General features: G+C 68.9%; 9 protein-coding genes. 6 read left to right on the plus strand and 3 right to left on the minus strand.

Features of this window, described 5'->3' with window-relative positions:
• Positions 1-101 precede the first annotated feature (101 nt).
• Positions 102-1,355: a cation:proton antiporter gene (locus AC07Y4_RS18720; protein ID WP_070063158.1), complete on the plus strand. Its 1,254-nt coding sequence runs from the start codon at positions 102-104 to the stop codon at positions 1,353-1,355.
• Between the two features lie 6 nt (positions 1,356-1,361).
• Here AC07Y4_RS18720 and AC07Y4_RS18725 read toward each other — a convergent pair whose 3' ends face one another.
• A complete protein-coding gene (locus tag AC07Y4_RS18725; RefSeq protein ID WP_495274887.1) occupies positions 1,362-2,690 on the minus strand; it encodes a heavy metal sensor histidine kinase in 1,329 nt (442 codons plus the stop codon).
• A complete protein-coding gene (locus AC07Y4_RS18730; RefSeq protein ID WP_062481258.1) occupies positions 2,687-3,364 on the minus strand; it encodes a heavy metal response regulator transcription factor in 678 nt (225 codons plus the stop codon). Before AC07Y4_RS18730 ends, AC07Y4_RS18725 begins: the two co-directional genes overlap by 4 nt.
• A 162-nt stretch (positions 3,365-3,526) precedes the next feature.
• On the opposite strand from AC07Y4_RS18730, the gene AC07Y4_RS18735 reads away from it, so the two are divergent.
• From AC07Y4_RS18735 to AC07Y4_RS18755, 5 genes are all read left to right on the plus strand, one after another.
• Entirely contained in the window at positions 3,527-3,901 is a 375-nt protein-coding gene (locus AC07Y4_RS18735) for a hypothetical protein (RefSeq protein ID WP_062481260.1), read from the plus strand.
• A 104-nt stretch (positions 3,902-4,005) separates the two neighbouring features.
• Complete coding sequence (locus tag AC07Y4_RS18740; protein ID WP_495274888.1) at positions 4,006-5,349, plus strand: TolC family protein; 1,344 nt, start codon at positions 4,006-4,008, stop codon at positions 5,347-5,349.
• A 26-nt stretch (positions 5,350-5,375) separates the two neighbouring features.
• Positions 5,376-6,758, plus strand: a complete 1,383-nt coding sequence (locus AC07Y4_RS18745) for an efflux RND transporter periplasmic adaptor subunit (RefSeq protein WP_495274889.1) — start codon at positions 5,376-5,378, stop codon at positions 6,756-6,758.
• A 10-nt stretch (positions 6,759-6,768) separates the two neighbouring features.
• The gene (locus AC07Y4_RS18750; RefSeq protein ID WP_495274890.1) at positions 6,769-9,978 is read left to right on the plus strand and encodes a CusA/CzcA family heavy metal efflux RND transporter; all 3,210 of its coding nucleotides are present in this window, start codon (positions 6,769-6,771) and stop codon (positions 9,976-9,978) included.
• Entirely contained in the window at positions 9,968-10,885 is a 918-nt protein-coding gene (locus tag AC07Y4_RS18755) for a cation diffusion facilitator family transporter (RefSeq protein ID WP_495274891.1), read from the plus strand. The genes AC07Y4_RS18750 and AC07Y4_RS18755 overlap by 11 nt, the downstream gene beginning before the upstream one ends.
• 98 nt (positions 10,886-10,983) lie before the next feature.
• Here the strand turns inward: AC07Y4_RS18755 and AC07Y4_RS18760 are convergent, their stop codons facing one another.
• Positions 10,984-12,390, minus strand: a complete 1,407-nt coding sequence (locus tag AC07Y4_RS18760; RefSeq protein ID WP_495274892.1) for a hypothetical protein — start codon at positions 12,388-12,390, stop codon at positions 10,984-10,986.
• Positions 12,391-12,393: the final 3 nt, after the last annotated feature.

Here is a 12,393-nt window from a genome sequence, read left to right on the forward strand (position 1 = left end):
GAGTGGGGGCGGGGCGCGAGCGAGGGGCCCCGGGGGCGCGTGGCGCCGGCGGCGATGGCACTAACATCGGCCGCTGTTCCCGCTTTCACCGCGACCCCGCCATGTCCGTCACCACCCTCCTGCTGCAACTCGTCGTCATCCTCACCACCGCGCGCCTGTGCGGCTGGGTGCTGCGCCATGTGGGGCAGCCGAGCGTGGTGGGGGAGATGGCGGCGGGCCTGATGCTCGGGCCGGCGGTCATGGGGCTGCTGTTCCCGTCGCTGCATGCGCAGCTGTTCGCCAAGGAGTCGCTGCAGGGGCTGTCGTCGCTGGCGACGGTGGGGCTGGTGCTGTTCATGTTCGTGGTGGGCCTGGAGCTGCGGGCCACGCGCAACATGCGCGCGCAGCTGCAGGCGGCCGGCGCGGTGGGTGTGCTCAGCGTGCTGGTGCCGCTGGTGCTGGGCCTGGCGATCTCGCCGGCGCTGCACCCCACGCTCGCGCCGGCCGGCGTGGGCTTCTGGCCCTTCGCGCTGTTCATGGCGGCGGCGCTGTCGATCACGGCCTTCCCGGTGATGGCGCGCATCCTGAAAGACCGCGGCATGACGCGCACGCCCTTCGGCCAGCTCTCGCTGAGCGCGGCGGCGGTGGTCGACGTGTTCGCGTGGATCCTGCTGGCCTTCGTGGTCGCGCTGGTGGGCACCAGCGACGGCTACGCGGGCCTGATCAAGATCACGGTCGGCGTGGTGGTGATGCTCACGGTGCTGTTCCTCGGGCTGAAGCCGGCCTTTGCGTGGTTGCTGCGCGTGAAGGCGCCCGACGGCGAGCCGTCGACCACGCTGATGGCCGCGCTCATGATCGGCCTGCTGGTCACGGCGCTGCTGACCGAGTGGCTGCACCTGCACGCGGTGTTCGGCGCCTTCCTGTTCGGCGCCTGCCTGCCGCGCGACGACCGCCTGCTGCGCTCGCTGAGCGAGCGCATCGAGCCGATCTCCATCGTGGTGCTGATGCCGCTGTTCTTCGCGCTCGCGGGGCTGGGCACCACGGCCAACGCGTTCTCGGGCGCCAGCCTGGGCGCGATGCTGCTGATCGTGGGCGTGGCCACCGTGGGCAAGATCGCGGGCGGCGCGGCGGGCGCGCGCATCGCCGGCTACAGCTGGCGCGACAGCCTGGCCACCGGCTCGCTCATGAACGCGCGCGGGCTGATGGAGCTCATCGTCATCAAGATCGGACTGGACGTCGGCCTGATCGGCCCCGAGCTCTTCACGATGCTGCTGGTGATGGCGCTGGCCACCACCGCGATGACCGGGCCGCTGATGACGCTGTGCGTCGGCCGCAAGCCGAAGCCCGCCGAGACGGCGGCGCACGCCGAGCCCTGAACCCCTTCAGCCGCCGCGGCGCACGCTGAACCCGATGCGCGTCTGGCCGCCCTGGCTCGACGCGAACACCTGCCCGCCGTGCATGCGCGCGATCGCCTCGACGATCGACAGGCCCAGCCCATGGTGGCGCGTGGAGCCGTCGCGTGCCTGGGCCGCGCGATAGAAGCGCTCGAACAGGCGCGGCAGCGCCTCGGGGTCGATCGGCGCGCCGCGGTTGATCACGGCGATGGTGTCGTGTTCTCCGCCAGGGGCGGCCGCAATTTCGATGCGCAACGTCGAGGCCGGTTCGGCAAAGCGGATCGCATTGCCCAGCAGGTTGAAGAGGGCGCGTCGGATCAACCCCGCGTCCACCTCGGCCACGGCCTCGCCGTGCACTTCGGCGCGCAGACCGGCCTCGTCGAGCATGGCGTCGTAGAAGTCGATCACGTCACGCGCCTGCTCCGCCAGGCTCACCGGGGCCATCGAGCGCGCCGAGGTGCCGCGGTCGGCCTTCGAAAGAAACAGCATGTCGGTCACGATGCCCGACAGCCGCCCCATCTCCTCGAGGTTGGAGGCCAGCACGGCCTGCAGCTCCTCGTTGCTGCGCGGGCGGGTGAGCGCCACCTCGGTGGAGCCGAGCAGGTTGGCCAGCGGCGTGCGCAGCTCGTGCGCCACGTCGGCGTTGAACGACTCCAGTTGCACGTAGGCGCGCTGCACCCGCGCCAGCAGCGCGTTGAACTGCGTGATCCAGGGCCGAAGCTCCTGCGCGAAGGCGCCGGGGTCGATCGACTGGTGGACGTGGTCGGGCGTGATGGCCGCGGTGCGCTCGGCCAGCGCCTTCAGCGGCCGCAGCCCGCGCCGCACCAGCCACATGCCGGTGAGCGACACCAGCGCCGTGCCCAGCACCACCGCGCCCAGCAGCGTCCAGGCCAGGCGTTCGAGCAGCCGGGAGTCCTGCGCGATGTTCACGCCGACCTGCACCGACAGGTCGGTGTGGAAGTCGCCGTTCTGCCAGGGCACGACGATGGCGCGCCGCAGCCAGCGACCCTGCGGCGGCGGCGTGGACTGGAACAGCGGCTTGCCGGCGTTGGCGATCGACAAGGTCACGTCGTCCTGCATCGAGAAGAAGTCGTCGAGCTTGTGGCGCAGAAAGACGAGGTCGCCGCCTTTCTCGGCCTCCTTGAGCAGGTGCTCGACCAGCACCGTCTTCTGGTCGAGCGCGTCGCGCTGCTTGGCGCCGAAGCTCCAGGCGGTCACGAGGTAGATGGCCAGGCAGATGATGCTCAGGCCGGACAGCGTCTGCGCGGCGAACCAGAACGAGAGCCGGCTCTGGATCGAATGCGGCTTCGGGCTCATGCCCAGGAGCGGTCTTCCAGGACGTAGCCCATGCCGCGCACCGTGTGCAGCAGCTTCACGTCGAAGGGGTCGTCGATCTTGCTGCGCAGGCGGCGGATCGCCACCTCGACCACGTTGGTGTCGCTGTCGAAGTTCATGTCCCACACCTGCTCGGCGAGCGTGGAGCGCGACAAAATCTGCCCGCGCCGGCGCAGCAGCACCACCAGCAGCGTGAACTCCTTGGCCGTGAGGTCCAGCCGCGTGCGGTTGCGCATGCACTTGCGGCTCACCAGGTCCAGCTCCAGGTCGGCCAGGCGCAGCACCGTGGGCTCCTGCGTCTTGCCGCGCCGCAGCAGCGCCTGCACGCGCGCCAGCAGCTCCGAGAAGGAGAAGGGCTTCACCAGGTAGTCGTCGGCGCCTTGCTGCAGGCCCTGCACGCGGTCTTCGACCTTGTCGCGCGCGGTGAGCACCAGCACGGGCACGTTCTTCGTGCGGCGAATGGCCTGCAGCACGGCAAAGCCGTCGATGCCCGGCAGCATCACGTCCAGCAGCACGAGCGCGTAGTCGCCCTCGGTGGCGAGGTAGCGGCCTTCGATGCCATCGCGGGCGATGTCGACCACGTAGCCGTTCTCTTCCAGCCCCTTTTTCAGGTAATCGCCCAGTTTGGGTTCGTCTTCGATGACAAGAATTCGCATGGTACGGATCGTACCCAAGGCCTTTCGAGACGCTGGTTACGATTTAGTAATCCTATTGAAGGACAAAGCGCCGACACGCTGTCGTACAGTGGGCCGGGCCCTCGGTTCGCAGGGCTTTTCTTGGTCGGCGCGCCACGCCCCGTCGATATACTTTTGTCAACAATGCGCCGCTGGCTCCTGATTTTCCTGCTGTTTCTCTTGCCTTTCCAGTACAGCTGGGCGGTGTCGGCAGCCTATTGCCTGCACGAAGGCGACAAGGGCAGCGGCCACTGGGGCCACCACGAGGACGAGCCGCGCGGCACCGACCGCACCCACGCGGGTGACGGCGCCAAGAAAGACAGCACCCGCCAGCCCAACGCGGCGGTCGGCCATTGCATCGTTGCCCACTTCGGGCAGGCCCAGCACGCGGACACCGCCGCCGCGCTGCCGGCCCAGGCGCCCGTGGCTTCGCAGCCGCTGCGCGCCGCTTCCACCGAACGCTTCGCCTCGCACATCGCCGAAGTGCCGGTGCGCCCCGACTGGTTGCTCTCCGCCTGATTCGGCGAGAGCACAGCCCCTTTTTCTTTTTCTGATCTCACTCATCAGCTGAGCGCTCCTCGCCGAATTCGTCCGTCCGTTGTTTCGCAACCCAGGAGAATTCGATGCGCACGCTTTTCGTGCCGCTGGCCGTGTTGGCCTTGGCGGTACCCCCGGCCTTTTCACAGCAGACCCCGCAGGCGGCCGGTCCCTCGTCGTCCCTGTCGGCACCCGCCCGCACGCTGGAGCCCGAAGGCCCGCTGACCCTGCGCGCCGCCGTGGCGCTGGCGCTGCAGGCCAACCCGGGCCTGTCGGCCGCGCGCCATGAGCAGGCCGCCGCCGACGGCGCCGTGGTGCAGGCCGGCGCCTGGCCCAACCCCACGCTCGACACGCAGCTGGAAGACCTGCGCCGCAACAACCGCACGACCACGCTGCAGCTGAGCCAGCCCCTGGAGCTGGGCGGCAAGCGCGCCGCGCGCGTCACGGCGGCCGAGCGTGCGCGCGACCAGGCGGTGTCGGCGCTGTCGGCGCGGCGCGCCGAACTGCGCGCCGCGGCTGTCACTGCTTTCTTCGATGTGCTGACCGCGCAGGAGCGCCTGCGGCTCGCGCAAGACTCGGTGGGGCTCGCGCAGATCGCCACCCGCGCCGCGGCCAACCGCGTGGCGGCCGGCAAGGTGTCGCCGCTCGAAGAAACCAAGGCGCGCGTGGCCGAGGCCGGCATCCGCGTCGAACTGCTGCAGGCCGAAGGCACGCTGCGCGCGTCGCGCCAACTGCTGGCCGCGCTGTGGGGCAACCCGTCGCCGCGCTTCACGCAGGTGGACGGCGCGGTCGACCAGCTGCCCGCGCAGGCCGCCGCGCCCGAGGTGGCGCGCCGCCTGCCCGATGCACCCGTGCTGCGGCAGGCCCGGCTCGAGGTCGAGCGCCGCCGCGCGCTCAGCGACCTGGAACAGGCCAAGCGCATTCCCGACGTGACCGTGTCGCTCGGCGTCAAGCGCGTGCCTGCGTCGGAAGGCGAGGGCGGCGAGGCCGTCAGCAGCAGCCGGCGCAACCAGGTGGTGGTGGGCCTGTCGGTGCCGCTGCCGATCTTCGACACCAACCGCGGCAACATCGCCGAGGCACTGAGCCGCGAAGACAAGGCGCGCGACGAGCTCGCCGCCGCCGAGCTGCAACTGGGCGCCGACGTGGCCCAGGCCAGCGAGCGCCTGCGCTCGGCGCGCGCCACCGCCGAGACGCTGCAGCGCGACGCACTGCCTGGCGCCGAGACCGCCTACCGCGCCGCCACCAAGGGCTTCGAGCTGGGCAAGTTCAGCTTTCTCGAGGCGCTCGATGCGCAGCGCACGCTGTTCCAGGTGCGCAACCAGTACCTGGTCGCGCTGGCCGAGGCGCACCGCGCGGCCGGCGAGCTCGACCGCCTGCTGGGCACGGAGGGCGACGACATCGCCTCGAACGCGACACCGAACGTGCGCTGAAGAAGAACACCGAACCGATTCCGACCATGACCACACCACACAACCGCACCACGTCCTCCGGCCGCAAGCAGTGGATCGCCATTGCCGCCGTTTTGCTCGCGGGCCTCGTTGCCGGCGCGCTCATCCTGCGCACCGCGCCGTCCAAGCCCGAGGCGGGCGGGCACTCGGAGTCCGCCGGCCATGCCGACGGCGAGCACCACGAGGAAGACAAGGGCCACGCCAAGGGCAAGGAAGACGACCACGGCCATTCGCATGACGAAGGCCATGGCGACAAGGAACACCACGCGGAAGAAGGCAAGGAAGCCGGCAAGGACGCAGGCAAGGAAACGCCCGCATCGGCAGAGCCGCAGAAGGCCGCCGCCAACGCCCACAAGGAAGACGAAGAAAAGATCCCCTTCACCGACGAGCAGGTCAAGGCCGCCGGCATCGCGATCGACAGCGTCGGCCCGGCGCGCATCAAGACGTCGCTGCAGCTGCCCGGCGAGATCAAGTTCAACGAAGACCGCACGGCCCACGTGGTGCCGCGCGTGGCGGGCGTGGTCGACAGCGTGTCGGCCAACCTGGGCCAGGAAGTCAAGCGCGGCCAGGTGCTGGCCGTGATCTCCAGCCCCGCGCTCTCGGAGCAGCGCAGCGAGCTGCAGACCGCGCAGCGCCGGCTGGCGCTGGCACGCACCACCCACGACCGCGAGAAGAAGCTGTGGGAAGAAAAGATCTCGCCGCAGCAAGACTTCCTGCAGGCCGAGCAGGCCATGCAGGAGGCGCAGATCGCCGTGGCCAACGCCAACCAGAAGCTGCTGGCGCTGGGCGCCACGCCCGGCTCGTCGGCACTGGGCCGCTACGAACTGCGCGCGCCCTTCGACGGCATGGTGGTCGAGAAGCACATCTCGCTGGGCGAATCGGTGGGCGAGGCGGTCAACGTGTTCACCATTTCCGATCTGTCGACCGTGTGGGCCGAGATCAGCGTGCCCGCCAGCAGCCTGAACCTCGTGCGCATCGGCGAGGCCGTGACCATCCGCGCCGGCGCCTTCGACCAGGCCGCGCGCGGCACGGTGTCGTACGTGGGCTCGCTCATCGGCGCGCAGACGCGCACGGCCACCGCGCGTGTCACGCTCACCAACCCGCAGCGCACCTGGCGCCCGGGCCTGTTCGTGAACGTGGAGCTGGTGGCGTCGGAAACCGACGCGCCCGTCACCGTGTCGGCCGAAGCCGTGCAGACGGTGGACGACCAGCCCACCGTGTTCCTGCGCGTGCCCGGCGGCTTTGTGCCGCAGCACGTGAAGACCGGCCGCAGCGACGGCCAGCGCATCGAGATCGTGGGCGGCCTGAAGCCTGGCGCGGCCTATGCGGCCAGCGGCAGCTTCGTCGTGAAGTCGCAGCAGGGCAAGAGCTCGGCCACGCACACCCACTGAGGACGACCGCATGTTCGAACGCATCATCCGCTTCTCCATCGAGCAGCGCTGGCTGATCCTGCTGGCCGTGCTCGGCATGGCGGCGCTCGGCGTCTTCAGCTACCAGAAGCTGCCCATCGACGCCGTGCCCGACATCACCAACGTGCAGGTGCAGATCAACACGTCCGCGCCCGGCTACTCGCCGCTCGAAGCCGAGCAGCGCGTGACCTACCCCATCGAGACCGTCATGGCCGGCCTGCCGGGCCTGCAGCAGACGCGCTCGCTGTCGCGCTACGGCCTGTCGCAGGTCACGGTGATCTTCAAGGACGGCACCGACATCTACTTTGCGCGCCAGCTCGTGAACGAGCGCATCCAGTCGGCGCGCGAGAGCATGCCGCCCGGCGTGTCGCCGGTGATCGGGCCCATCTCGACCGGCCTGGGCGAGATCTACCTGTGGACCGTCGAGACCGAAGAGGGCGCGAAGAAGGCCGACGGCAAGCCCTACACGCCGACCGACCTGCGCGAGATTCAAGACTGGATCATCAAGCCGCAGCTGCGCAACGTACCGGGCGTGACCGAGATCAACTCCATCGGCGGCTACGCCAAGGAGTTCCAGATCGCACCCGACCCCGCCAAGCTCCTGGCGCACGGCCTCACGATGACTGACCTGGTCACCGCGCTGGAGCGCAACAACGCCAACGTGGGCGCGGGCTACATCGAGAAGCGCGGCGAGCAGTACCTCATTCGCGCGCCGGGGCAGGTGAAGTCGGTGGAAGACATCGGCAACGTGATCCTGGGCAACGCCGGCGGCATTCCGCTGCGCGTGTCCGACGTGGCCGAGGTCGGCATCGGCCAGGAGCTGCGCACCGGCGCCGCCACCGACAACGGCCGCGAGGTGGTGCTGGGCACCGTGTTCATGCTCATCGGCGAGAACAGCCGCACCGTCTCGCAGGCGGTCGACAAGAAGATGCAGGAGATCAACCGCACGCTGCCCGCGGGCGTGAAGGCCGTGACGGTGTACGACCGCACGGTGCTGGTCGACAAGGCCATCGCCACCGTGAAGAAGAACCTCTTCGAAGGTGCGGTGCTGGTGGTGGCGATCCTGTTCCTGTTTCTGGGCAACATCCGCGCGGCCATCATCACCGCCACGGTGATCCCGCTGTCGATGCTCTTCACCTTCACCGGCATGGTGAACCAGAAGGTCAGCGCCAACCTCATGAGCCTGGGCGCGCTCGACTTCGGCATCATCATCGACGGCGCGGTGGTGATCGTGGAGAACTGCGTGCGGCGCCTGGCGCATGCGCAGGAGAAACATGGCAGGGCGCTCACGCGCAGCGAGCGTTTCCATGAAGTGTTCGCGGCCTCGCAGGAGGCGCGCCGGCCGCTGCTGTTCGGCCAGCTGATCATCATGATCGTGTACCTGCCGATCTTTGCGCTCACCGGCGTCGAGGGCAAGCTGTTCCACCCGATGGCGTTCACCGTGGTGATCGCGCTGCTGGGCGCAATGATCTTGTCGATCACTTTCATCCCGGCCGCCGTGGCGCTGTTCATCGGCAACAAGGTCGCCGAGAAGGAAAACCGCCTCATGCTGTGGGCCAAGCGCGGCTACGCGCCGCTGCTGTCGCGCGCGATGAACGCCAAGCCGCTGGTCATCACCACGGCCGTGGTGGCGGTGGTGCTGTCGGGCCTGCTGGCCACGCGCCTGGGCACCGAGTTCGTGCCCAGCCTGAGCGAGGGCGACTTCGCCATCCAGGCGCTGCGCATTCCGGGCACCAGCCTCACGCAGTCGGTCGAGATGCAAAAGCAGCTCGAGCGCACGCTGAAAGACAAGTTCCCCGAGATCGAGCGCGTGTTCGCGCGCACCGGCACGGCCGAGATCGCGTCCGACCCGATGCCGCCGAACATCTCCGACGGCTACATCATGCTCAAGCCCGAGAGCGAATGGCCCAAGCCCAGGCGCACGCGGCCCGAGCTGCTGGCCGCCGTGCAGGAGGAGGTCGAGAAGCTGCCGGGCAACAACTACGAGTTCTCGCAGCCGATCCAGCTGCGCTTCAACGAGCTGATCTCGGGCGTGCGCAGCGACGTGGCCGTGAAGATCTTCGGCGACGACATGGACGTGCTCAACCAGACCGCCGCACAGGTGTCGAACGCACTGGGCAAGGTGCCCGGCGCCGCCGAGGTGAAGGTGGAGCAGACCACCGGCCTGCCGATGCTCACCGTGAACATCGACCGCCAGAAGACCGCACGCTACGGCCTGAACGTGGGCGACGTGCAGGACGCCATTTCGACCGCCGTGGGCGGGCGCGAGGCCGGCACGCTGTTCGACGGCGACCGCCGCTTCGACATCCTCGTGCGCCTGCCCGAGACCCTGCGCACCGACCTGGAGGCCATCCGCCGGCTGCCGATCGCGTTGCCCAAGGGCGCGGGCGGCGAAGGCCTGCGCACCAGCTTCATCCCGCTGGGCGAAGTGGCCACGCTCGACCTCGCGCCCGGCCCCAACCAGGTCAGCCGCGAAGACGGCAAGCGCCGCATCGTGGTGAGCGCCAACGTGCGCGGGCGCGACCTCGGCTCCTTCGTGGCCGAGGCCGAAGAGGCCATGCGCGCCGTGCGCATTCCGCCGGGCTACTGGACCGTGTGGGGCGGCCAGTACGAGAACCTGGCCTCGGCCACGCAGCGGCTGCAGGTCGTGGTGCCCGTGTCGCTGCTGCTGGTGTTCACGCTGTTGTTCGCCATGTTCGGCAACCTGAAGGACGGGCTGCTGGTGTTCACCGGCATTCCGTTCGCGCTCACGGGCGGCATCGTCGCGCTGTGGCTGCGCGGCATCCCGCTGTCGATCTCGGCGGCCGTGGGCTTCATTGCGCTGTCGGGCGTGGCCGTGCTCAACGGGCTGGTGATGATCTCGTTCATCCGCAACCTGCGCGAAGGCGGCCTGCCGCTGGACGAAGCCATTCGCGAAGGCGCGCTCACGCGGCTGCGCCCCGTGCTCATGACCGCGCTGGTCGCCTCGCTGGGCTTCGTGCCCATGGCCATCGCGACCGGCACCGGCGCCGAAGTGCAGCGACCGCTGGCCACCGTGGTCATCGGCGGTATCCTGTCGTCGACCGCGCTGACGCTGCTGGTGTTGCCGCTGCTGTACCGCATCGCGCACCGGCGCGATGAAGACGAAGTGCAGGAAGCCAACGCAGAGAAGCAACACGGCGCACCCCTCGATCCCGCACTGCAAGGTTCCCATGGCCCATGAGCATTCACATGCAGTAGGTGGCAATGAAAAGGCGCTGCGCTGGGCGCTGGCGCTGACCTCCACCTACCTCGTCGCCGAGGTGATCGGCGGGCTGGTGTCGGGCAGCCTGGCGCTGCTGTCCGACGCGGCCCACATGGCCACCGACACCGTGGCGCTGGCCATCTCGCTGGCCGCCATCTGGCTGGGCAAGCGGCCGGCGGACAAGCGCCGCACCTTCGGCTACTACCGCTTCGAGATCCTGGCGGCCGTGGTCAACGCGGTGCTGCTGTTCTTCGTGGCGATCTACGTGCTCTACGAGGCGTACCGGCGCATCTCGCAGCCGGCCGAGATCCAGTCGACCATGATGCTGCTCGTGGCCATCGGCGGCCTGGTGGTCAACCTCATCGGCATGCGCCTGCTGGCCAGCGGCAAGGACGAGAGCCTCAACGTGAAGGGCGCCTACCTGGAAGTGTGGGCCGACATGCTGGGCTCCGTCGGCGTGATCGCGGGCGCGCTCGTCATCCGTTTCACCGGCTGGGCCTGGGTCGACTCGGTCATCGCCGTCGCCATCGGCCTGTGGGTGCTGCCGCGCACCTGGCGCCTCCTGCGCGAGAGCCTCAACGTGCTGCTCGAAGGCGTGCCCGACGAGATCGACCTGCCCGAGGTCGAGCGCGCGCTGCAGGCGCAGCCGGGCGTGGCCGGCCTGCACGACCTGCACGTGTGGGCACTGTCCAGCGGCAAGGTGAGCCTGAGCGTGCACGTGGTGTGCACGCCCGACGTGGTCGACCTGGCGCCGCTGATGCTGCAGCTGCGTGCGCTGCTGGCCGAGACGTTCGACATCCACCACTCGACCGTGCAGGTGGAGCGCGTGCCGTGCGAGCAGGCGGGGGAGACCCATGGGTTCGGGCCTGCGGTGACGGCGGGCTGAGGCGAGGGCGGGGCACGACAAAAAACGCGACAGTCGCACGGGGCAACTGTCGCGTCGGGGGCGGCGCCGATGGGGCGCCGCGTGGCCTGTCTGCAGGCTTAGAGGATGGTCACGTGGACCTTGTCTTCGACCAGCAGCTCAGCGGTGCCTGCGAGGTTGGTGTAGACGCTGTAGGTCACGCCGCCGACGGTGGCTGCATTGCCCAGGGTCCAGCCGTCGTCGCCGCCGAGCAGGTTCACATCACCGTTGGCGCCGTTGACCAGCATCTGCACCTTGCCGTCGGCCGTGACCATGTCGCGTGCACCACCGGCCAGCAGGTCTTGCGCGCTCAGCGCCAGCGTGTTGCCGCCCGCACCCAGGTCGAACTTCTCGAAGCCCTGCACCTTCGCGCCGAGGGCCGACAGGTCGATGTGCATGGCGGTGCCGTCCATCACCAGGGTGTCGATGCCAAGACCGCCTTCAACGCGTTCGAAGTCGCCGCTGTTGATGCGGATCGTGTCGTCGCCTGCGCCGCCATGCACCGTGTCGCGGGTACCGACGTTGGTGAAGGTGTCGTTGCCGGCGCCGCCGCTCAGGCGATCGGCGAAACCGAGCTTGGCGATGATCGTGTCGTCGCCTTGGGTGTAGCCCTGGGTCGAGTTGATCAGCACCTCGTCATCGGCAAGCTCGCCTGCCACGGCATCCGACGCCGCCTCGAAAGTAGCAGGCAAGCCGACCAGCTTCGAGTTGGTGACCGTGACGGTCACGCCTTGCTGCACCAGCAGCTCGGCGCCGAGCGACGAGTGCTGGTAGCCGTCGTAAACAATGCCGCCCAGCGTCACGACGCCGACCTTCTTCACCCAGTCGCCCTGGTCGATGCCGCCGGACAGCAGGTCGCTCAGCTTCACGATGTCGTCGGCATCGCCCTTGACCATCATCTGCACTCGGCTCTTGTCGCCCTGGTAGAACAGGTCGAGGCCGCCGTTGTTCAGTACTTCCGACAGTGACAGGGTGAGCGTGTTGTTGCCTGTGCCCGTGAGGTCGACGATTTCCATGGAGCTGAGTTTGCTGCCGGCCTTGGTCAGGTTGAGCACGTGCGCGGCCCCCTCCAGCTTTAGTGTGTCGATCCCGTTGCCGCCATGAACGGCCGCATTGGTCCGATTGAAGTAAGTCCCGGCGCTGATCGACAGCGACACCACGTCATCTTCCGCACTCCCGTAGAAGGTCTCGGGTGCGTAGTCGATCAGGTTCGGGTCGCGTGTTTCCGTCACGTGGTTCACCACGTTCTGGCTGAACGCGTCCAGCGTCACGCTCGTGCTCAGCGAGATGACCTTGAACGAGCCGATGTCCACCAGTTCGGCCGAGGTGTAGGTGAACACCTTGGTGTGGCGCGCGTCGGTGCCGGTGGCGTCTTTCACCATCACGGTGACGGTGTGGCCGGGCGTGCCATTGCTGATGCCGCTGAGCAGCGGGCGCGTTTCATCGGTGGTGCCGCCCGAGATCACGTTGCCGGTGACCCCGCCCACGTT

Source organism: Variovorax sp. GW460-12-1-14-LB1 (assembly GCF_059423605.1).